We start from the raw sequence: 22,021 nt of genomic DNA, 5'->3' as shown, positions 1-22,021 counted from the left end.
CGCACGGTACGCTGGGAGGACACGGCGACACTGCGACACCGGGAGGCATCATGATCGCGACCATCCTCTGGAGCGTCATCGGCACGATCACCCTCGTCGGCGGGGTGCTCGGCATCGCGGGTCTCGTCGCCATGTCGAAGGGCGGCTACGGCTCGCACTAGTCGCATCCTCGCACTAGTCGCATCCTCGGGTAGAGCGGCGTAGGCTCCACGAGCATCCGCACCTCACCTCTCTCGTGAAGGGATGCTCATGGCAGTCGGCACTCTCGTCCTCCGTCTCGTCGTCGGAGGCCTCTTCGTCGGGCACGGCCTGCAGAAGCTCACCGGCGCCTTCGAAGGCCCGGGCATCGAGGGCACCACGGGGATGATGGACTCCCTCGACATGAAGCCCGCCCGGAGCAACGCGTACGCGGCCGCGCTCAGCGAGACCCTCGGCGGCGCGGGCATCGCCCTCGGCGCCGCGACGCCCCTGGCCACCACCGCCGTGACGGCCGCGATGGCGACCGCCGTGCACAAGGTGCACCTGAAGAACGGCCTCTGGAACGCCAAGGGCGGGTACGAGTTCAACGCGGCCCTGGTGGCCGCGGCGCTCGCCGTGACCGCCGACGGACCCGGCCGCCTCTCGGTCGATGCCCTGTTCGGTCGCCGGAAGTGGGGCTTCGGATGGGCGGTCTTCTCCGTCGTGGCGGGTGTCGCCGCCTCGGCCGCCGCGATCGCGCTGGGCCGCCGCGCCGCAGAGGCGGAGCGCGCCGCGGCCCCGCTCGCCCCCGCCCACCCGGTGGGCAGCGACGCGGCGCCACCCTCCTCCTCCACGGATCCCGAGTCCGACGACGACACGGGCGCCGCCACGGGCTCGAAGGCCTGACGCGCGTCTCGTGCCGACCCATCCGGATGGCCGTCGGCTCGAGTGCACCCGGGAAACGCGGGTGCGCGGGCGTGGAAAGCGCTTCTTTCGGGTGCGCTCGCGCGGCGGGTCCGCAGCCCGGCGTCCGTCGGGTCGAGTGCACCCGGAAAGCGCGGGTGGCGGGCTGGGAATGCGCTTCTTTCGGGTGCGCTCGCGCGGCGGGTCCGCAGCCCGGCGTCCGTCGGGTCGAGTACACCCGGGAAACGCGGGTGGCCGGGTTGAGGAAGCGCTTCTTTCGGGTGTGCTCGCGCGGCGAGTCCGCAGCCATGCGTCCGTCGGCTCGAGTGCACCCGGGAAACGCGGGTGCGGGGGCTGGGAAAGCGCTTCTTTCGGGGGCACTCGTCGCCGCGCCGCGGCCCGGCAGGAGCTCAGACGCGCAGGGCGCCCGACCCGCGCAGGGACGCCGAGGAGGGCTTCCCGGCGCGGTCGCGGAGGCCGGCCATGATCTCGGCCAGCGCGTCCGTCGACGACACCCGTGGCGACCAGCCAAGCTCGCGGCGCGCCTTCTCCGTCGACATCAGTGGGACGCTCGTGGCGAGGTCGATCCAGCCCGGGTCGGTGGCGTGCAGGCGGAGCTTCCACGTGGCCCACACGATCGCGCGCAGCACCTCTCGACGGAACGGGACCGGGCGAGCGCCCGCCACGACGCGAGCCACCTCCTCCGGGCCGAGCACCGGCTCGCCCGCGATGTTGAACGCCCCGCCCGCACCCCGCTCGACCGCCAGGGCGAAGGCGGAGGCGACGTCCGAGGCGTGGATAGCCTGCGACACAAGCGATGTCGGCAGCGGCAGCCACGGCAGCCGCAGCGAGCCGACGAGCCCCATCGGGACGAGCCCACCCAGGAAGAGTCCCGCGATCTCCGCCGCGGCGTCTCGCTGGAAGACCAGCCCGGGTCGGATGCGGGTCACTGTCGTCCGCGGATGCCCCTCCTCGAACCGATCGAGCTGCCGTTCGTTCATCGCCTTGTGCTTGGCGTAGTGGGAGGTGGCGATGCCTCCCGTCGGCCAGCGCTCGTCGACGCGGCGCGACTTGGGCCCGGGGCTGTACGCGCCCACCGACGAGGCCACCGCGATCTGCGGCACCTCGGCGTCGGCCACGCCTCCCAGGACCGCGTCCAGCCCGCGGACGTTCGTGCGCCACATCGCACGCTCGTCATGGTTGGGCTGGAGCGCCCAGGCTAGGTGGATCACCGCATCCGCACCTCGGAAGACCTCGGCGAGCCGGGGCTGCGCCTCCGCCCGCGACACGTCGATCTCGTGCCACTCGGCCGACGAGTACGGCTCGTCTGCGGCGGGGCGTCGTCGGCTCACGCCCACGACCTCGTGTCCGTCGCCGAGGAGACGTCGCTGGATGGCCGTGCCGAGGTTGCCGCTTGCTCCGACGATGACGATGCGCATGGCACCGAGCCTGCGCCTTAACGCGGGATCCGCTAGGGGTATGCGGTCCGTCGCGGATGGTGGTGGTGTGGACCGATGGACCTCACCTCACTCCGCGCCGTGCTGTTCGACATCGACGGCACGCTCATCGACTCCAACTACCTGCACGTCGAGAGCTTCATGCAGGCGTTCGACGAGGTCGGCGTCGAGATGTCGACGTGGCGGGTGCACCGCGCCATCGGCCTCGACTCCTCCCGGCTGATGGAGGAGCTGCTCGGCGATCGGGCGGACGAGGTCGGCGACGAGGTGAAGGAGGCGCACTCGCGTCTCTACCGGGAGCTGTGGCCACGCCTGCGCCGCTTCGACGGGGCACGGGAGCTGCTCGAGACGCTGCACGGGCGGGGGATCCGCGTCGTGCTCGCGACGTCCGCCCCCGAGGACGAGCTCGAGGAGCTGCTGCGCGTGCTCGACTGCGACGACGTCATCCACGCGACCACGAACGGCGACGACGTGGAGACCGCGAAGCCCGAGCCAGACATCCTCGGCGTCGCTCTCGAGCGCGCGGGCGTCGCGGCGGACGAAGCTCTCATGGTGGGAGACGCGCGCTGGGACGCGGTCGCCGCGGGGCGGGCCGGCGTGCGCATGGTGGGCGTCCGCTCGGGAGGCATCTCGGAGGGCGAGCTCCGCGACGCGGGCGCCCTCGAGGTGCACGACGACGTCGCCGCCCTCCTCCGCTCGCTCTCCTGACCCGCGCGCTGCGCGCTGCGCTCGCTGCGCACGGCGCTGTGTGCCCGTTCGGGCGAGCACGTCCGAGTGCACCCGGTTTCCGCGGCCGCGTGGCTCGTGCAAGCGCTCTTTCCGGGTGTGCTCGGATGGGCGCTGCTGGTCGTGTGGCTGCGTCGGGATGGCCGACTGCAGTCACGGGGCGTGGAGGCGAGTGCACCCGGTTTCCGCGGCTGCGCGGCCCGTGCACGCGCTCTTTCCGGGTGTGCTCGGATGGGTGCTGCTGGTTGTGTGGCTGCGTCAGGATGGCCGGGCGTAGTCGCGGGCGAGCACGTCCGAGTGCACCCGGTTTCCGTGGCTGCGCGGCTCGTGCAGGCGCTCTTTTCGGGTGTGCTCGGATGGGTGCTGCTGGTTGTGTGGCTGCGTCAGGACGGCTGGGCGTAGTCGCGGGCGAGCACGTCCGAGTGCACCCGGTTTCCGCGGCTGCGCGGCCCGTGCACGCGCTCTTTCCGGGTGTGCTCGGATGGGCGTCGATGCATGACAGCGCGTAACGCGAGCGTCATGCGGCCTGGGTAGGCTCAGAGCATGCCCGAAACGTCCCCGTCCGGCGCTGCCACGCCCGGCGAGAACCCTACGCACGACTCGCACCCGCCCACCCCGGCCCCCGGAACGCACAGCGACGCGCCCAGCCCCGACACGCGCACTCCCGACGCGCAGAGCCTCGACGCGCAGAGCCCCGACGCGAGCAGCGCCGAGGCGCACGACGCCGTCGGCGAGCACGTCGAGCGCGCGGTCGCCGCGCTCGACATGCCCGACGTGCTCCGTGCCGACGTGAAGCTCCTCGGCGCGCTCCTCGGAACCGTGCTCCGCGAGAGCGGCGGCGACGATCTGCTCGACGACGTCGAGACGCTGCGCGCGCTCACGATCGGCGCCTTCACGCATCCGGAGTCGACCGAGGCGATCGAGCGGGCGGAGGCGTTCGTCGACTCCCTCGACGCCACCCGCGCCGAGGAGCTCGCGCGCGCCTTCACCAGCTACTTCCACCTCGTGAACCTCGCCGAGGAGAACCACCGCGTCCGCGTGCTGCGTGCCCGGGCGGCGGCGGCCGACCCCGAACATCCGTCGACCGAGACGCTGCCCGGCGCGCTCGCCGCGCTCGCGGCCGAAGTCGGCGACGAGGAGGCCGCACGCCGACTCGCGGCGCTCGAGTTCCGCCCCGTGTTCACCGCGCACCCCACCGAGGCGCGGCGGCGCGCGGTCGCGAACGCGATCCGCCGCATCGGTGCGCTCCTGGCCGAGCGCGACGACCCGCACACGCGCGGTGCCGTGCTCGCCGAGAACGAGCGGGCCCTGCTGGCCGAGGTCGACATCCTCTGGCGCACCGCGCCGCTGCGCAGCGAGAAGCCGTCGCCGCTCGACGAGGTGCGCACGGCGATGGCGGTCTTCGACGAGACGCTGTTCGGCGCGGTCCCGGATGTGTACCGCTCCCTCGACGACGCCATCGCCGGTGAGGATGCGGGCGTCGCCCGCCCCGTCGCCCCCGCCTTCGTGAGGCTCGGCAGCTGGATCGGCGCCGACCGCGACGGCAACCCGAACGTCACGGCCCGCATCACCCGGACCGCCGCGGAGATCGCGTCGGAGCACGTCCTGCTCGGCCTCGAGCGCGCCACCACCCGCATCGCGCGCACGCTGACGCTCGATGCGTCCACCACGCCTCCGAGCCCCGCGCTCAGCGCGCTGCGCGAGCAGCAGCGCCAGCTCGCTCAGGATCTCGCGGCCGACATCGCGGAGCGCTCGCCCAACGAGCCGCACCGTCAGGTGATGCTGTTCGCCGCCGAGCGGATCGTCGCCACCCGGCGACGCGACGCCGACCTCGCGTACGCGAGCGCGGAGGAGCTGCGCTCCGACCTGCTCGTCGTGCAGGAGTCGCTCGTCACCGCGGGCGACCGCCGCTCGGCGTACGGCGAGCTGCAGCGCCTGCTGTGGCAGGTGGAGACCTTCGGCTTCCACCTCGCCGAGCTCGAGGTGCGGCAGCACTCAAAGGTGCACCGCACCGCGCTGGCGGAGCTGCGGGCGCGCGACGCCGATCCGTCCGCCCCGATCGACGACATGACGAACGAGGTGCTCGACGTCTTCCGGACGATCCAGCACATCCAGCGCCGTTTCGGCGTGATCGCCGCGCGCCGGTACATCGTGTCGTTCACGCAGTCGTCCGAGGACCTCGCCAACGTCTACCGCCTGGCGCAGTACGCCGCCGGTCCGGGCGGCGAGGTGCCGACGCTCGACGTCATCCCGCTGTTCGAGACGTTCGACGACCTGCAGGCGTCGACGCGCATCCTCGACGAGATGCTCGAGCTCCCGGAGGTGCAGGCGCGCCTGGCCGCCACCGGCCGCCGCGTCGAGGTGATGCTCGGGTACTCCGACTCGTCGAAGGACGTCGGCCCCGTCGCCGCCACGCTCGCGCTCTACGACGCGCAGGCGCGGATCGCCGCGTGGGCCGAGCGCAACGACATCGTGCTGACGCTCTTCCACGGTCGCGGCGGCGCCCTCGGACGTGGCGGCGGGCCGGCCAACCAGGCCGTGCTCGCCCAGCCCCCGGGATCCGTCGACGGCCGCTTCAAGCTCACCGAGCAGGGCGAGGTGATCTTCGCCCGGTACGGCAACCCGGTCATCGCGCAGCGGCACATCGACCAGGTCGCCTCGGCGACGCTGCTCGCCTCGTCGCCGTCGAACGTCGCCCGCACGTCGTCGGCCGCGGAGGAGTTCGCGCCGATGGCCGCGACGATGGACGAGGCGTCGCGCGCCCGGTTCTTCGAGCTCGTGAAGGCCGACGGGTTCGCGGCCTGGTTCGCGCAGGTCACCCCGATGGAGGAGATCGGCTGGCTGGCGCTCGGATCGCGCCCCGCGCGGCGCGGTCTCTCGGTGTCGTCGCTCGAGGACCTCCGCGCCATCCCGTGGGTGTTCGCCTGGACGCAGGCGCGCATCAACCTCACGGGCTGGTTCGGGCTGGGCACCGCGCTCGCGGCGGTCGGCGACGAGGCGCTGGTCCGCTCGGCCTACGAGCGCTGGCCGCTCTTCCGCGCGATGATCGACAACGTCGAGATGTCGCTCGCGAAGACCGACGACCGGATCGCGCGCCGGTACCTCGCCCTCGGCGACCGCGACGACCTCGCCGGCCTCGTCCTCGACGAGATGGCGCTCACGCGTCACTGGGTGCTCACCGCCACGGGCTCCTCGTCGGTGCTCGAGTCGCGGCCCGTGCTGCGCACCGCCGTGCAGCTGCGCTCCCCGTACGTCGACGCGCTCTCGCTCCTGCAGCTGCGTGCCCTCCGCTCCCTCCGGGCCCCGGAGGACGCCGCCGCGCAGGTGGCGACGCAGTCGCCCGCCGCCCCCGCGGCCCCTGCGACCCCTGCTGCACCGGACGTGCGCCGCCTCCTCCTCCTCTCGGTCTCGGGCGTCGCCGCCGGCCTCCAGAACACGGGCTGATCCCCACCACCCGCCCCATCCATCGAGTGCTCACTTCTCGCGCCGTTCCCCGCTGAATGGCGCGAGAAGTGAGCACTCGGTGCTTCTTCCTCTGTGGGGTGTGCCTTGAGTGCTCAGTTCTGGCGTCGTCACGAACCCATCCAGCGTGAGAACTGAGCACTCGATCTGCACGTCAGAGGTCCCCACGCGACGCCAAAGCCGAGCGGACTCGCTCCAGGGTCTCGTCCGGAGTGATCGCGAGTCCTCGTCTGCGCACCCGAACCGTGATCCATCCCGCACGCTGGAAGCGCTCGATGCGCGACTGGTCCCGCTCGTACTGGTCGATGTCGGTGCGATGGTGATCGCCGTCGTACTCGACGAGGACCTTCGCGCCCCGGTACACCATGTCTCCGCGTCCGATGAAGCGACCGTCGTCATCACGGACGTCGACGTTCAGCTCGGGTTCCGGTAGGCCACCCCTCAGTAGGAGCAGCCGGAGGTGGGTCTCACGCCGCGACTCCGACCCATCCCGGACGAGTGGGAGCGCTTCTCGAAGCGCTGCCTTCCCTCGACCGCTGAAGGACTCGAGACGGCGAGCGAGCCCGTCGACGCTGCTCAGCGCCGGTCTCTCCGTGTAGTGGCGAGGAGAGCGGATGAGGGCGTCACCGCAGGCGACCAGGTCCTCGAATGAGAGCATCGCTCCGAGCTGGAGCCACGTGGACTCGGCATCGACGATGGGGAGTCCGGCCACATCGACCCTCCTGATCGTGTCGTCCCAGCTGCGGTGCCCGATCACGCCGGGCATCCTCGGGGGCTGCCGCCCGTTGAACCCGGTCACGTGGAGCGGGCGGAGACCGTCCTCGTCATCGGGCAGAGGCAGGCCCCAGAGCGCTGCCGCCGTCGTATGGCTGAAGGCGTGCTCAGCAGCCAACCTCGTGGCAAGCGCCGCGCACCGCACGAGGTGTGTCAGGACGACGTCCGCGCTGATCCTCACGCCGGCAAAGGGACGCGCCAGGTCGTGTCCACGCATCCGCCCCTCGGTCAGTCCGCGCGCGGCGCCTTCGCTGGTGTGAAAGGGGCGCCGCAGCATCCCGCTCGGCAGCTCGATCGATCGTCCCATCCACCCACTGTGGTGTCTCCGGAGGTGCTCGGAGGGGTTATCCCCAGACCATGGCTGCCGGCCGAAGTTCTCCACACCCCATCACCTGGTCGACAGCTGTGGCGCAATGAAAGGGAGCAGTGGAGGGGGCGTGGTGCTTTCGGAAGCAGCACATCGAGTGCTCACTTCCTGCGTCATGTGCGGCGAAGTCGCGGCGAATGTGAGCAGCGGATCGACGGGGTGCTTCGACTGCTCACTTTGTGCGTCGTACGTGGGGATGTCGCGCGGAAAGTGAGCAGTGGTGGGGGTACGTGGGTGGAGTGGGTCAGGCGGCACAGCGAGTGCTCATTGTTGTGTGCCGTGGGTGCGGGGTGTCGCGCGAGAGGTGAACAGTGGCGGGGGTGGTGCGTCAGGGGGTAGGGCGAGTGCTCAGCGTGTGCGCAATCCCCGGTGAAGTCGCGCGGAAAGTGAGCAGTGAGGGGGTGGTGCGTCAGGAGGTAGGGCGAGTGCTCACTTTGTGCGCCATCCCCGGGGAACTCGCGCGGAAAGTGAGCAGTGGGGCGGGGTGGCGCGTTAGGAGGTAAGGCGAGTGCTCACTTTGTGCGCCACCCTCGGGGAACTCGCGCGGAAAGTGAGCAGTGGGTGGGCGTGGAGACGTGTCGAGTGCTCGAGGGCCGCTGAGAGTGAGCACTCGCGGTGGTGCTGGGCAGGAGGGGAGAGTTCAGGGGAGGAGGGCGACCTTGCCGGGGGCGTGGGGGAGGGTGAGCGCGTCGGCGGCGGAGGTCAAGGGGTACGTGGCGGCGACGGTGACCGTGAGGGCGCCCTGCGCGGCGAGAGCCACGAGCGGGGCGCGGGCGGCGTTGCGGAGGGCGGCGCCCGGGTCGGCGCCGGGGCCGCTGCCGAGCAGGCGGATGCCGAGCGCGGCGCCGCGCTCGAAGTCGGCGATGGTCGCGATCCGCGACCGGTCGGCGACCAGCACGACCGCCGCGTCCAGCCCCTCCGCGCCGCCGACGGTATCGAGCGCGACCGTCGCGGGGGCGCCATCGCCCGCCGCATCAGCAGCACCACCCGCAGCGGCGGCATCCGCAGCACGGGCGGAGGCGGAGAGGGCGGCGCGGAGGCGGGACTCGAGGCCCGCGCCGCGGGCGACGGGGGTCGCGCCGAGGGACGCGACGTAGTCCGCGTTCGCCGCGCTCGCGACGCCCAGCACGCGCGCTCCGCGGAGGGCGGCGAGCTGCACCGCCATCGCCCCGACGCCCCCGGACGCCCCGAACACGATCACCACGTCATCCGGCCCCACGCCCGTGGCCTCGACGAGGTGCCACGCGGTCACCCCGGCGAGCAGCAGACCGGAGGCCGCCGCCCAGTCGAGCGCCGGCGGCTTCGCGAACACCGAGGAGGCGCGCACGGCGACGGCGGAGGCGTATCCGCCGGAGACGCGGTAGGCGATCACCTCGTCGCCGACCGACACCGGACCGTCACCGCCCGGCAGCACCCCGTCGACCGCATCCGGACCGACGGCGGTGACCACGCCGGCGACCTCGGACCCGGGCCGGATGGGCAGCATCGAGGGGTCGTCGCCGAACGTGCCGGCGACGAGCTTCGCATCCGCCGGGTTGACGCCCGCCGCGCGCACCTCGATCACCACCTGGCCGGGCCCCGCCACGGGCGGGTCGACCTCGACGACCTCCAGGACCTCTGGCGAACCGAACGAGCGGGCGAGGACGGCGAGACTCATGCCGTCAGCGTAGGCGGTCGCGCGTCGCCTCGAACACCCTCAGCATGTCGTCGCTGAACAGGACGAACGTCACGGCACCGGAGAACGGACTGGCGTCGACCGTCGAGAGCGCGATCTCGGCGGCGCTCTCGTGCGGCCAACCGTAGATGCCGGCGCTCACCGCGGGGAACGCCACCGAGGCCGCTCCGAGCTCGGTGGCGACCTCAAGCGACCGCCGGTACGCCGAGGCGAGCACCTCCGACCGGTCCTCGCGCGCCGACCACACCGGTCCGACCGTGTGGATGACCCACTTTGCGGGCAGTCGCCCCGCGGTGGTGGCCACCGCGTCACCCGCGGGAAGCCCGTCGGGGAGGGTCGTCGCGCGGAGCTCCCGGCACGCCTCGAGGATGCTCGGCCCGCCGACCCGGTGTATCGCGCCATCGACCCCACCACCGCCCAGCAGCGACGAGTTCGCGGCGTTCACCACCGCATCCACGGGGATGGTCGTGATGTCGCCCTGGATCAGCCTGATGTCGCGCATGCCCTCGACGCTACGCCGAGAGCCCCCGCGCAGCAGACGAGCACACCCAGGACTCGCGGATGCGCGGGGTGGGGCAAGCGCTGTTCCTGGGGGTACTCGAAAGAGCCCGGAGAAAGGCCAGAGAACAAGCCGGAGGAAGAGGAGGACGAGGCTACGCGGCCAGCAGGGACTGCAGGGCCGAGGTGAACAGGCGCAGGCCGTCGACCCCGGAGCGCATCGCGGCGGCGGTGTCGGGGCCGAAGCCGGGCTCGACGGCGTGCTCCGGGTGCGGCATCAGGCCGACGACGTTGCCGCGCTCGTTGGTGACGCCGGCGATGTCGTTCAGGGAGCCGTTCGGGTTCACGCCGACGTAGCGGAAGACCACGCGACCCTCGCCCTCGAGCATCGCCAGGGTCTCGGCATCGGCGATGTACCCGCCTTCGCCGTTCTTCAGGGGCACCACGATCTCGTCGCCCTGCTCGAACTCGTGCGTCCACGCGGTGGTCGTGTTCTCGACGCGCAGCACCTGATCGCGGCAGATGAAGCTGCCGTGATCGTTGCGGATGAGTCCACCGGGCAGGAGGTGCGCCTCGGTGAGCATCTGGAAGCCGTTGCAGATCCCGAGCACGGGCACGCCGCGCTCGGCGGCGGAGACCACCTCGCGCATGATGGGCGAGTGCGACGCGATGGCGCCGCAGCGCAGGTAGTCGCCGTAGCTGAAGCCGCCGGGGAGGACGATCGCGTCGACGCCCTGCAGGTCGTGGTCGCCGTGCCAGAGCGCGACGGGCTCGCCGCCCGCCAGCCGCACGGCGCGCTGGGCGTCGCGGTCGTCGAGCGACCCGGGGAAGGTGACGACGCCGATGCGGCTCACGACGCCACCCCGGCCGTCTCCGACTCGACCCGGACGGCGACGACATCCTCGATCACGGAGTTCGACAGCAGCTCGTCGGCGACCTCGCGCACGGTGGCGAGCACCTCCTCGGTGACCTCGCCGTCGACCTCGAGCTCGAACCGCTTGCCCACGCGGACCGAGGCGAACGCCTCGTGCCCGAGCCGCGCGAGCGCGCCTGCCACCGCCTTGCCCTGGGGGTCGAGCAGCTCGGCCTTCGGCATGACCTCGACGACGATCTTCGGCATGGACTCTCCTGCGATCAGAGGGATCAATGGAACCCTGCAATCCTACCGGGAGCCCCTCCCTCCTACGCCGGCTCGCCCGAGACCCTACGCCGGCTCGCCCGAGACCAGGCGCCCCAGCTCCCGGCGGCTCGCTGCGCCGAGCTTGATCCGGGCCTGGTAGACGTGCGACTCCACGGTGCGGACCGAGAGGAAGAGCTCCGCCGCGATCTGCCGGTTGGACAGGCCGTGCGCCACCAGCTCGGCGATCTCGACCTCGCGCTCGGTGAGGTCGGACAGCGTCCCGGGGGCGGCCCCCGTGGTCTTCGCCGGTCCGCCGCCGACACGCGACTCCACGATGCGCAGCGCGGGGCGGGACGCCGGTCCGCCGGGCGACGCGGGCGACACCGGGGACAGGGGCGGCACGGGAGACCCCTCGCCGGTGAAGCCCGCCACGAACTCCCTCCACCCGGGGCCGACGCCGAGCAGGTGTCGCCGCGACTGCTCCGCGAGCTCCTCGTCGTCGAGCGCCCGTGCGGTCACGTCCTCGGCCAGCGCTCTCGGAAGCGGGAGGTCCGCCTCGTCCAGCAGCGACAGCATCCGCTCGGCCGTCTCCGTGTCGGATGTCGTGAGCGTGGCGAGCATGAAGCGGTCGCGACTCTCGAGGGTGGGGGTCCCCTGCGAGCTGGTGGCGATCAGCTGCTCCGCCGCGGCCGCGGCGCCCGCCAGGTCGCCCTCCGCGGGGAGGAGCATGCTCTCCGCCAGGTTCCGCGCGTACTCGTGGATGGGGTGCGGTCGATCCTCGCGCTCGGCACGCGCGAACACCGCCATCGCCTCGTCGTGGCGATGAGCGCTGTGCAGGGCGATGGCGTGCGAGTAGAGCGCGACGGGTCGCCAGATCGCCAGCTCGAGGAGGTCGCAGCGCAGAGCCGTCGCGGCGTAGTCGGCGATCGCGTCGGTGAAGGCTCCCGAGTTCCAGTTCATCGAGCCGGCCGCCATGCTCAGGACGCAGAGCGCGGCGCGATGGTCCTCGAGCACGGCGGCGTCGATCACGCCGGGCAGACGGTCGGCGACGGGCGTCATGTCGGCGCCCGCGGCCATCCTCCCCAGCGCTTCGAAGCACAGTGTCCAGGATGCGGTCGTGACGTCGTTGGTGCGGCCGGTCACCGTGTCGCGTGTGCCCAGCTCGATCGCGCGGAACAGGGCCTCGGCCCGACCCCAGTCGCCGGTGTAGGCGCTGCCGAGGGCGAGGACCAACGAGGCCCGGATGCGCGTGACCGTCGAGATCGTGGGGCTCCCGAGCGCGAACCGCGCGCGCTCCACGGCCGCAGGCCAGTCCATTCCCAGTGCGCTCAGCTCGGCGTCCGCGACGGCGGCCTCGGCGGCGAGCGCATCCTCTTCGGGCGCCGACGCGCTCACCCGGTCGATGAACTCGCGGAGTCGCGGATCCTCCAGGGCGTGTCGGTTGCGCAGGGCGAGCGCCCACCGGAGCACCCGCTTCCTCGTGGCCGGGTCGAGGGCGCTCGGGTCGAGCGCCACCAGGGCGTCCACGGCGGACCTCCCGTCACGGGCACCCACCATCGCGCGGGATCGCAGGACGGCGGTGGCGGCCGGGGAGAGGGGCACGTCGCCGAGGCGCACGAACGAGAGGGCCAGGTCGTAGCGTCCGAGCCGGTCCGCATCCCGCGCGGCGGAGATGACGAGCTGCCGGGCGAGGGCGTCATCCACCGCAGGAGCGAGGACCTCGCCGGGCGATGCGCGGGCGGACTGCCAGCGCGAGACGATGTTGAGGCTCTCCCGCGCGGAACGACGGGGGTGCCAGTCCGCGAGGGCGGAGCGAGCCGCGGCGCTCAGCGCCTCCTCCAGGGCGTCGCCGGAGAGCGTCCGCGCGGCGGCTCGGGCGACCAGGGGACTGACGTACAGGCGCCGCTCCGTGGTGCCGTCGTCGTGGACGAGGCCCTCGTCGAGGAGCGCCTCGAGGGCCGACGGCGCGACCACCCTCCGCGCATCCGCGTAGCCGATGCCGCTGAGCGCCTCGATCACGGCGAGCACGAGGCACTCGTCAGGGGAGTACTGCGCGATCTCCGCCTCGAGGGTGGTCTCGACCCGCGACCAGCGGGGCAGCTCCCGGATGCGCCGGAGCGGGTCGACCCCGGTGCGCTTCGCGGCGACGCACTCCGTCGCGAGCTCGCGGAGCAGCGCTCGAGACCCGGAGGCGTGGAAGAGGAGCGCGCGACGCGTCACGAGGCCGAGGAGGTGCTCGGAGTCGAATTGGTCGAGGAGATCGAGTGCCGTGGCCTCGTCGAGGAGGTGGAGGTCGAGACGGTCGGCCTCCCCTCTCAGCCACAGCTCGAGGAGGGCGTGGCCGGCGGCCCCCACCGTGGCCGCGGACGACCGCGGCAGGGTCAGCCCGGCCACCAGGGTGATCCGTCGGAGGTACACGAGGCGGGCGAGCAGCAGCGCGCCGGCCTCGTCGAGGTCGTGGGCGTCGTCGACCACCACGATCGTCGGCGGCGTCCCCTCGTCCTGATCGTCGAGGTCGTCGATCAGCCGCCGGGCGCCGGCCGCCTTGATCGCTCCGTACTCGATGCCCGCCAGCGCGGTCGATCCCTGGATGACGAGATGCGGGGCGCCCACAGCACCCAGCGAGCTGCCGACCGCCTTCAGGTAGTGCGACTTGCCGGAGCCCAGCGGGCCGGCCACGACGACCGACCGTCCTGCTAGAGCCGTCCGCGCCGTCCGCGCGGCGTCACGGTCGGCTCCGACCGTCGAGAGGCCTCCGACCGTCGAGAGGCCTTCGGCCGTGTCGGTCCAGTCCACGTCACCCACGTGTCCTCATCCGTTCGATCACCCCTTCGAACTGCCTGAGAAGCAGACGGTTCCCACGCCGTCCCACCACACTACGACGGGACACCCCACTGCGGGGGACCTTGACAGCAGTGTCACCTTGCCAGCCGACGCGGTGGCGGGTTACGCTTTCACCCCCCAAAGGGGTGACGATGATTCAGTTTCGTTAAATTTACTTTCCCGAAATGTTCAGTCTTTCTTTCTGGTAGTGGGCTCTCTTAGCCTGGGTCGGTCTCGCACCTGAGAAACCCCTGTGATCGCGACCCCGAGGAGTTCCATGTCCGACCCCACCCGCCGAGCCCGCACGAAGGCGCTCGCGGCCCTGGCCGGAGGTGCGCTCGTCGTCGCGCCTCTCGTCGCGTTCGCGTCACCCGCCTCCGCCTCGACCGACGGCACCGGTGTCGTCATCACCGAGGCGTACACGAAGGGGGGCAGTGCGAACGCCCCCTACGTGAACAAGTTCGTCGAGCTCTACAACCCCGGGGGAGAGGCCGTCTCGCTCGACGGGTGGTCGCTGCAGTACCGCTCGGCGACCGGGACCGGCGCCGGCCAGGCGGGTGCGCTCAGCGGGTCGATCGCGCCCGAGGGCCACTATCTGGTGCAGCTGGGCAGCAACGGCTCGACCGGCCAGCCGCTCCCCACCCCGGACGCCACCCTCGGGCTCAACCCCAGCGGCACCACGGGGACGCTCTACCTGGCCTCCACCGCCGCGCCGCTCACGCTCCCGACCGGGAACGTGGCGGGAACCCCGGGCGTCGTCGACGCCGTCGGCTTCGGCACCTCCAACACCTTCGAGGGCACGGGCCCCGCGGCGGTCGACGGCCCCAACGGCACCCCGAACTCACTGCAGCGCACCGATGCCGCGGACACCGACAGCAGCGTGTCCGACTTCGTCTCCCGCGCCGACGTCACCCCGCAGAACGCGGCGTCCGACGCCGACCCGACGGACCCGACCGACCCCACCGATCCGACCGACCCCACGGATCCGACCGATCCCACGGATCCGACCGACCCCACCGACCCGGCGGAACCCACGATCACCGCGATCGCCGACATCCAGGGCACCACCGACGTCTCCCCGCTCAACGGGCAGACGGTCACCACCCAAGGCGTCGTCACCGCCGCCTACCCCACGGGCGGCTTCCGCGGCTACGTCATCCAGACCGCCGGCACCGGCGGGGCGATCGACCTCGCCACGCACACCGCCTCCGACGCCCTCTTCGTCTTCTCGGACGCCACCGTCGGTGACGTCGCCATCGGCGACGAGGTCACCGTCACCGGCACGGTCGAGGAGTTCAAGAACTACACCGAGCTGAACGTCGCTGCGGGCGGCCTGATCGCAAAGACGGCGGCCTCGGCCCCCGTCGCGCCCGCCACCGTCGAGCTCCCGCGCGACGCGGCGCAGCGTGAGTCGCTCGAGAGCATGCTCCTCGCCCCGCAGGGCGACTTCACCGTGAGCGAGACGTACGACGCGAACTACTTCGCCTCCTTCGCGCTCGCTTCGGGCACGACGCCGCTCATCACCCCGACCGAGATCGCCCGGCCCGGCACCGACGCCTATGCGGCGGCCGTCGCCGACAACGCGGCGCGCATGGTGACCCTGGACGACGGCGCGAGCATCAACTTCAACTCGAACGCCAACAAGGGCATCCCGCTCCCGTACCTGACCGCCGACCACGACATCAGCGTCAACGACGGCGTCACGTTCACCTCGCCCGTGATCTTCGACTACCGCAACGGCCTCTGGAACTTCCAGCCGACGCAGCAGCTCACCGTCGAGAACGACGCGACCGTGAACCCGGTCGAGTTCGTCTCCAGCCTCACGACCGCCCCCGCGAACGTCGGCGGCGACATCCAGCTGGCCGGCTTCAACGTGCTGAACTACTTCACCACCACTGGCGACCAGCTCACCGGCTGCACGTACTACACCGACCGCACGGGCGACCCGGTCACCGTGAACAGCGGGTGCGACGCCCGCGGCGCCGCCGAGGCCGAGGACCTCGCGCGCCAGCAGGCGAAGATCGTCGCCGCGATCAACGGCCTGGGCGCCGAGGTGGTCTCGCTCGAGGAGATCGAGAACTCCGCCAAGTTCGGCAAGGACCGCGACGACGCGCTGAAGACTCTCGTCGCGGCGCTCAACGCCGCGCCGCACGACGGCGGTGACTGGGAGCTCGTGCCGTCGCCGGCGGCCGACCAGCTGCCTCCGCTCGACGCGCAGGACGTCATCCGCACCGCGTTCATCTACAAGAAGGACGCCGTCGAGCCGGTGGGCGCGTCCCACGTGCTCGTCGACGACGCCTTCTCGAACGCTCGCCAGCCGCTCGCGCAGGAGTTCAAGCCCGCCGGCGGATCCGACGACCAGGGCTTCATCGCGATCGTCAACCACTTCAAGTCGAAGGGCTCCGGCACGGGCGCCGACGCGGACACCGGCGACGGCCAGGGCGCATCGAACGCCTCCCGCGTCGCGCAGGCCAAGGCGCTGGTCGCGTTCTCGAGCGACCTGCAGGACGAGCTCGGCACCGACCGTGTCTTCCTCCTCGGCGACTTCAACGCCTACTCGCAGGAGGATCCGGTCGTCGAGATCACGAAGGCCGGCTACACCGACCTCGGTGTCGCGACGGGCAAGCACAGCTACTCCTTCGACGGAGCGGTCGGCTCGCTCGACCACGTGTTCGCCTCAGCGGGCGCGGCCGAGAACGTAACCGGCACCGACATCTGGAACATCAACTCCGGACTGTCGATCGCACTCGAGTACAGCCGCTACAACTACAACGCCACCGACTTCTACGACACGAGCGTCTACCGCTCGAGCGACCACGACCCGGTCGTCGTCGGGTACTCGTTCGACGGCGCAGCGGCCGACACGGTCGACCTGAACCTGCTCGACATCAACGACTTCCACGGTCGGATCGACGGCAACACCGTGAAGTGGGCGTACACGATCGAGCAGCTCCGTGCCGCGGCCGGGGAGGAGAACACGCTCTTCCTCTCGGCGGGCGACAACATCGGCGCCTCGCTCTTCGCCTCGGCCGTCCAGGACGACCAGCCGACCCTCGACGTGCTCAACGCGCTCGACCTCGAGGCGAGCGCCGTGGGCAACCACGAGTTCGACAAGGGCTTCGCCGACCTCACGGGACGCGTGACGGAGGCCGCCGACTTCGACTACCTCGGCGCCAACGTCTACAAGAAGGGGACCACCGAGCCCGCGCTCCCGGAGTACACGGTCATCGAGAAGGACGGCCTGCGGATCGGCGTCATCGGCGCGATCACCGAGGAGACCCCGTCCCTGGTGTCCCCGGGCGGCATCACCGACCTCGACTTCGGCGATCCGGTCGACGCGGTCAACCGCGTCGCGGCTCAGCTCTCCGACGGTGACGAGTCGAACGGCGAGGCCGACACCATCATCGCGCTGTACCACGAGGGCGCCGGCGACGGCGCCGTCGAGGGCGCGACCCTCGACCAGGAGGTCGCTGCGGGCGGTGCGTTCGCGAAGATGGTGACCGAGACCTCGTCCGACGTCGACGTGCTCTTCACCGGCCACACCCACAAGCAGTACGTGTGGGACGGACCGGTCCCCGGCGAGTCCGGCAAGACCCGTCCGATCGTGCAGACCGGCAACTACGGCGAGTTCATCGGCCAGGTGGGTCTGACCCTCGACGCCGAGACGGGTGACGTGCTGGACTACACGGCCGGGAACGTGCCGCGCTACGTGGCGCCGACCGGCACCACCGACGCCCAGCTGGCCGCACAGTTCCCGCGCGTCGCCGAGGTGAAGACCATCACGGATGCGGCGCTCGCCAAGGCGGCCGAGATCGGCAACCAGCCGGTCGGCTCCGTCGCGGCCGACATCACGACCGCGTTCGCGGGCGGGTCGTACACGAACGGCGTGTACACCGGCGGCACGCGGGACGACCGCGCCTCCGAGTCGACGCTCGGCGACCTCGTCGCCGACTCGCTGGTGTCCTCGCTCTCGTCGCCCGACCGCGGCGGCGCCGAGATCGGCGTCGTGAACCCGGGCGGCCTCCGCGCGGAGCTGCTGTTCAAGGGCGACACCACGTCGAACCCTGCGAACACCGACGGCGTGATCACCTACGCCGAGGCCAACGCGGTGCTCCCCTTCGTCAACAACCTCTGGACGACGTCCGTCACCGGGGCGCAGTTCAAGACCGTGCTCGAGCAGCAGTGGCAGACCAACGCGGACGGCACGGTCCCGACGCGCTCCTACCTGCAGCTCGGCCTGTCGTCGAACGTCACGTACACCGTCGACCCGGATGCGCCTCGCGGCGAGCACGTCACGGGCATCTGGGTGAACGGGGCACCGATCGATCCCGACCGGTCGTACCGGATCGGCTCGTTCAACTTCCTCCTCACCGGCGGTGACAACTTCCGCGAGTTCGCGAACGGGACCGACACCCGCGACTCGGGCCTCATCGATCGCGACGCCTGGATCTCGTACCTGCAGGCGAACAAGAACCTGAAGCCCGACTTCGCCCGCCAGGGCGTGAAGGTCGACGGTGTCACCGACGCCACGCTGAAGGCCGGCGACCACCTCACCGCCTCGGTGTCCGGTCTCGACCTCACGAGCCTCGGCAGCCCGCAGAACACCTCGCTCGCGGTGTCGTGGACGGGGTCGCCCGCGACCTCCGACCCGATCCCGGTGACGAACGGGGCCGCGGCCGTCGACGTGGTGGTGCCGGACAACGTCCCGACCTCGACCGAGCTCGTGCTCACGGCCCAGCCCTCGGGCACCGTGGTGCGCATCCCGGTCAGCGTCGAGGCGGGCGACACGGTGAACCTCGACCTGCTGAACATCAACGACTTCCATGGTCGGATCGATGCCAACACGGTCAAGTTCGCTGGCACTCTCGAGCAGCTGCGGGCGGGCTACGGCGACGACAACTCGCTGTTCCTCTCCGCGGGCGACAACATCGGCGCCTCCCTGTTCGCGTCGAGCGTGCAGGAGGACCAGCCGACGATCGACGTGCTGAACGCGCTGGGCCTCGAGGCGAGCGCGGTGGGCAACCACGAGTTCGACAAGGGCTTCGACGACCTCACCGGGCGCGTCACCGACGCGGCCGACTGGGAGTATCTCGGCGCCAACGTCTACGGCCCCGACGGCAAGCCGGCGCTCCCCGAGTACCGGATCGTCGAGAAGGCGGGCCTGACGATCGCGGTCATCGGCGCGGTCACGCAGGAGACACCGACCCTGGTCTCCCCGGGCGGCGTCCAGGGGCTGACGTTCGGTGATCCGGTCGAGGCGGTCAACCGCGTCGCGGATCAGCTGACCGACGGGAACCGCGCCAACGGCGAGGCCGACGTCATCATCGCCGAGTACCACGAGGGGGCCGGCGCGGGCACGCCCGACGGCGCCTCGCTCGAGCAGGAGATCGCCGCGGGCGGTGCTTTCGCCGACATCGTGACGAAGACCTCGTCCGACGTCGACGCGATCTTCACCGGTCACACGCACAAGCAGTACTCGTGGGACGCCCCCGTCCCCGGCGAGGACGGGAAGACCCGTCCGATCCTGCAGACCGGCAGCTACGGCGAGAACATCGGCCAGATCGTCCTCACGGTCGACGCTCAGTCGGGTGACGTCGAGTCCTACTCGGCGCGGAACGTCGCTCGCACCACCGCCTCCGACGCCTCGCTCGTCGCGGCCTACCCGCGGGTGGCCGAGGTGAAGGCGATCACGGATGCCGCGATCGCTCAGGCGGCGACCATCGGCAACCAGCCCGTGGGGTCGGTCACCGCCGACATCACGACGGCGTTCGCCGGAGGGTCGTTCACGAACGGCGTCTACACCGGGGGCACCCGCGACGACCGGGCCTCGGAGTCGGCTCTCGGAAACCTGGTCGCGAACTCGCTGGTCGACTCCCTGTCGTCCGCCGATCGGGGTGGGGCGCAGATCGGCGTGGTCAACCCGGGTGGTCTCCGCGCGGAGCTCCTCTACGCCGGGAACACCTCGGGCAACCCGCTGAACACCGACGGCGTCATCACGTACGCCGAGGCCAACGCGGTCCTGCCGTTCGTCAACAACCTGTGGACGACGTCCCTCACGGGCGCCCAGTTCAAGACCGCGCTCGAGCAGCAGTGGCAGACGAACCCCGACGGCACGATCCCGTCGCGTCCGTTCCTGAAGCTCGGCCTGTCCGACAACGTGCGCTACACCTACGACGACACCCGCGCGGCGGGCGACCGCGTGACGGGCATCTGGATCGACGGCCAGCCCATCGATCCGGCGGCGTCGTACCGCATCGGCTCGTTCAACTTCCTGCTCCAGGGCGGCGACAACTTCCGCGTCTTCGCGGAGGGCGCCGACACCCGCGACTCGGGCCTCGTCGACCGTGACGCCTGGATCGCCTACCTCCAGGCGAACCAGGGTCTCGCGCCGAGCTTCGAGCGCAACGCGGTGAAGGTGACGGGTGCTCCCACCGCCCCGGTCGACGCGGGCTCGACGATCTCGTTCGACGTCTCCGGCCTCGACCTGACGAGCCTCGGCAGCCCGCAGAACGCCGAGCTGTCGGGCACATGGAACGGCACGAGCACGGTGATCGCGCCGATCGCCGTGACGAACGGCGCGGCGACCGTGTCGCTCACCGTCCCGGCCGACGCCTCCGGCGCCACCGAGATCGTGCTCGACGCGGCGCCCTCGGGGACCGTGGTGCGCATCCCTGTGCTGGTGAACGCGGGGACGAACCCGGGCGGTGGCGAGCAGCCGCCGACCACGACCCCGGTGCCCGCGGGCGAGGACTCGCTCACGCCCGAGCTCGAAGGCGCCATCGGCCTCTCGTCGTCGACGGTCACTGCGGGTGGCTCGCTGACGATCTACGTCGGCCCGCAGTACGCCGGACAGTGGGTCAGCGCCTGGCTCTACTCCACCCCGATCCTGCTGACCAACGCGGCCGGCGACGTCTGGCAGCGCGTCGGCGCCGACGGGAGCATCACCGTGGTGATCCCCGCCGACGCGCCTCTCGGTGACCACCGCATCGCGGTGCAGGATGCGAACGGCACCGTGATCGGCTGGGCTTCCATCACGATCACCGCGCCCGACGGCACCGTGCCCGGTGGCGGCTCGGGTTCGGGCTCGGTGCCGGTCGGTTCGGGATCCGGTGACCTCGCCTCCACGGGCGCCACCGTCTACCCGGCCCTCGTGTTCGCGATCCTGCTCCTTCTCGGAGGAGCCGGGGTGGCGGTCGCCCGCCGGCGGCGGACGGCGCACGAGGCCGAGTAGCCGCTTCCCCTTGCGAGGGCCCCGCATCCGATCATCCGGATGCGGGGCCCTCGCCGTTTTCGTGGTGCGGGCCCGCCTCGTCTAGCGTGGAGGGGATCCCCCGCTCGAAAGGAACCACCCCATGCCCACCTCTCTCGTCCTGTCCGACGAGGTCCGCGATGCAGTGGCCTCGGGCGCTCCCGTCCTCGCCCTCGAGTCGACCATCTTCACCCACGGTCTGCCGCGTCCGCGCAACGTCGAGGTCGCGCTGGAGGCCGAGGAGATCGTGCGGGCGGCAGGCGTGGTGCCCGCCACCATCGGGCTCGTCGGCGGCGTGCCGACCGTGGGCCTGTCGACCGACGAGATCGTGAGCCTGTCGAACGACGACTCCGTGGTCAAGGTGTCGCTGCGTGACGTGCCCGTGGCCGCCGCGAAGAAGCTCAACGGCGGCACCACCGTGGCCGCGACCGCCTTCCTCGCCGCCCGCGCGGGCGTCCGCGTCTTCTCGACCGGTGGCCTCGGCGGCGTGCACCGCGGTGCGCAGCAGACCTTCGACGAGTCGGCCGACCTCGGCACCCTCGCCGGCCTCCCGCTCGTGGTCGTCAGCGCCGGCGTGAAGTCGATCCTCGACATCCCGCTCACGCTCGAGCGTCTCGAGACCCTCAACCTCGCCGTGGTGGGCTACCGCACCACCGACTACCCGGGCTTCTACGTCAGCGACTCGGGCTACGACATCGAGTACTCGGTCGACGGCGTCGACGAGATCGTCGACATCGTGGGCACGCGGGATGGGCTCGGCATCTCCTCGACCCTGCTCGTGGCGAACCCGGTCGCGGCCGACAAGCAGCTCCCGATCGACGTGCACGACGCCGTGCTCGCCTCGGCGCTCGCCGCCGCGGAGGCCGACCACGTGGCGGGCAACGACACCACGCCGTTCCTGCTCGACTACATCCAGCGCGAGACGAAGGGCGCCTCGCTCGACGTCAACGTCGAGGTGTACCGCGGCAACGTCGCCCTCGGCGCGCAGATCGCCGCCGCGCTGCGCTGA

Annotated in this window: 11 protein-coding genes and 2 pseudogenes; 6 read left to right on the top strand and 7 right to left on the bottom strand. The window is 71.6% G+C overall.

Annotated features, from left to right (window positions below; translation table 11 throughout):
• Positions 1-249 precede the first annotated feature (249 nt).
• Entirely contained in the window at positions 250-864 is a 615-nt protein-coding gene (locus IEX69_RS08215; RefSeq protein ID WP_085021562.1) for a DoxX family protein, read from the top strand.
• A gap of 407 nt (positions 865-1,271) precedes the next feature.
• Here the strand turns inward: IEX69_RS08215 and IEX69_RS08210 are convergent, their stop codons facing one another.
• On the bottom strand, positions 1,272-2,300 hold the full coding sequence (locus tag IEX69_RS08210; RefSeq protein WP_085020540.1) for an NAD-dependent epimerase/dehydratase family protein: 1,029 nt from the start codon (positions 2,298-2,300) through the stop codon (positions 1,272-1,274).
• 75 nt (positions 2,301-2,375) lie between these two features.
• Between IEX69_RS08210 and IEX69_RS08205 the strand changes: the two genes are divergently transcribed.
• Both IEX69_RS08205 and IEX69_RS08200 read left to right on the top strand, forming a co-directional pair.
• Entirely contained in the window at positions 2,376-3,026 is a 651-nt protein-coding gene (locus IEX69_RS08205) for an HAD family hydrolase (protein ID WP_085020539.1), read from the top strand.
• A 783-nt stretch (positions 3,027-3,809) separates the two neighbouring features.
• Positions 3,810-6,488 carry a phosphoenolpyruvate carboxylase gene (locus tag IEX69_RS08200; protein ID WP_085021561.1) on the top strand — a complete coding sequence of 893 codons (2,679 nt, stop codon included), beginning with the start codon at positions 3,810-3,812 and terminating at the stop codon, positions 6,486-6,488.
• A 172-nt stretch (positions 6,489-6,660) separates the two neighbouring features.
• Here the strand turns inward: IEX69_RS08200 and IEX69_RS08195 are convergent, their stop codons facing one another.
• From IEX69_RS08195 to IEX69_RS08170, 6 genes are all read right to left on the bottom strand, one after another.
• A complete protein-coding gene (locus IEX69_RS08195) occupies positions 6,661-7,587 on the bottom strand; it encodes a DUF559 domain-containing protein (protein ID WP_157127262.1) in 927 nt (308 codons plus the stop codon).
• 700 nt (positions 7,588-8,287) lie between these two features.
• Positions 8,288-9,304: a quinone oxidoreductase family protein gene (locus IEX69_RS08190; RefSeq protein ID WP_085020537.1), complete on the bottom strand. Its 1,017-nt coding sequence runs from the start codon at positions 9,302-9,304 to the stop codon at positions 8,288-8,290.
• A 4-nt stretch (positions 9,305-9,308) separates the two neighbouring features.
• On the bottom strand, positions 9,309-9,824 hold the full coding sequence (locus IEX69_RS08185) for an O-acetyl-ADP-ribose deacetylase (protein WP_085020536.1): 516 nt from the start codon (positions 9,822-9,824) through the stop codon (positions 9,309-9,311).
• Positions 9,825-9,975: 151 nt separating this feature from the next.
• A complete protein-coding gene (gene purQ, locus IEX69_RS08180; RefSeq protein ID WP_085020535.1) occupies positions 9,976-10,674 on the bottom strand; it encodes a phosphoribosylformylglycinamidine synthase subunit PurQ in 699 nt (232 codons plus the stop codon).
• Positions 10,671-10,940: a phosphoribosylformylglycinamidine synthase subunit PurS gene (purS, locus tag IEX69_RS08175; protein ID WP_085020534.1), complete on the bottom strand. Its 270-nt coding sequence runs from the start codon at positions 10,938-10,940 to the stop codon at positions 10,671-10,673. Before purS ends, purQ begins: the two co-directional genes overlap by 4 nt.
• Positions 10,941-11,024: 84 nt before the next feature.
• Complete coding sequence (locus tag IEX69_RS08170) at positions 11,025-13,745, bottom strand: helix-turn-helix transcriptional regulator (RefSeq protein ID WP_085020533.1); 2,721 nt, start codon at positions 13,743-13,745, stop codon at positions 11,025-11,027.
• A gap of 295 nt (positions 13,746-14,040) precedes the next feature.
• On the opposite strand from IEX69_RS08170, the pseudogene IEX69_RS21260 reads away from it, so the two are divergent.
• From IEX69_RS21260 to IEX69_RS08160, 3 genes and pseudogenes are all read left to right on the top strand, one after another.
• Positions 14,041-18,147 (top strand): annotated as a pseudogene (locus IEX69_RS21260) (ExeM/NucH family extracellular endonuclease); the annotation flags it as partial.
• Positions 18,148-18,552: 405 nt separating this feature from the next.
• Positions 18,553-20,994 (top strand): annotated as a pseudogene (locus IEX69_RS21255) (5'-nucleotidase C-terminal domain-containing protein); the annotation flags it as partial.
• Positions 20,995-21,115: 121 nt separating this feature from the next.
• Positions 21,116-22,021 (top strand): pseudouridine-5'-phosphate glycosidase, encoded by a 906-nt coding sequence (locus tag IEX69_RS08160; protein WP_085020531.1) that lies wholly within the window; start codon positions 21,116-21,118, stop codon positions 22,019-22,021.

This window comes from Cnuibacter physcomitrellae, from assembly GCF_014640535.1.
GTDB lineage: Bacteria > Actinomycetota > Actinomycetes > Actinomycetales > Microbacteriaceae > Cnuibacter > Cnuibacter physcomitrellae.
The sequence above is the reverse complement of the archived record's forward strand: the minus strand, read 5'-3'. Positions and strand labels throughout refer to the sequence as shown.

Coding starts and splice junctions, on each gene's coding strand:
- IEX69_RS08215 (WP_085021562.1), top strand. CDS start 250: ATGGCAGTCGGCACTCTCGTCCTCCGTCTCGTCGTCGGAGGCCTCTTC.
- IEX69_RS08210 (WP_085020540.1), bottom strand. CDS start 2,300: ATGCGCATCGTCATCGTCGGAGCAAGCGGCAACCTCGGCACGGCCATC.
- IEX69_RS08205 (WP_085020539.1), top strand. CDS start 2,376: ATGGACCTCACCTCACTCCGCGCCGTGCTGTTCGACATCGACGGCACG.
- IEX69_RS08200 (WP_085021561.1), top strand. CDS start 3,810: ATGCCCGACGTGCTCCGTGCCGACGTGAAGCTCCTCGGCGCGCTCCTC.
- IEX69_RS08195 (WP_157127262.1), bottom strand. CDS start 7,587: ATGGGACGATCGATCGAGCTGCCGAGCGGGATGCTGCGGCGCCCCTTT.
- IEX69_RS08190 (WP_085020537.1), bottom strand. CDS start 9,304: ATGAGTCTCGCCGTCCTCGCCCGCTCGTTCGGTTCGCCAGAGGTCCTG.
- IEX69_RS08185 (WP_085020536.1), bottom strand. CDS start 9,824: ATGCGCGACATCAGGCTGATCCAGGGCGACATCACGACCATCCCCGTG.
- purS (WP_085020534.1), bottom strand. CDS start 10,940: ATGCCGAAGATCGTCGTCGAGGTCATGCCGAAGGCCGAGCTGCTCGAC.
- IEX69_RS08160 (WP_085020531.1), top strand. CDS start 21,116: ATGCCCACCTCTCTCGTCCTGTCCGACGAGGTCCGCGATGCAGTGGCC.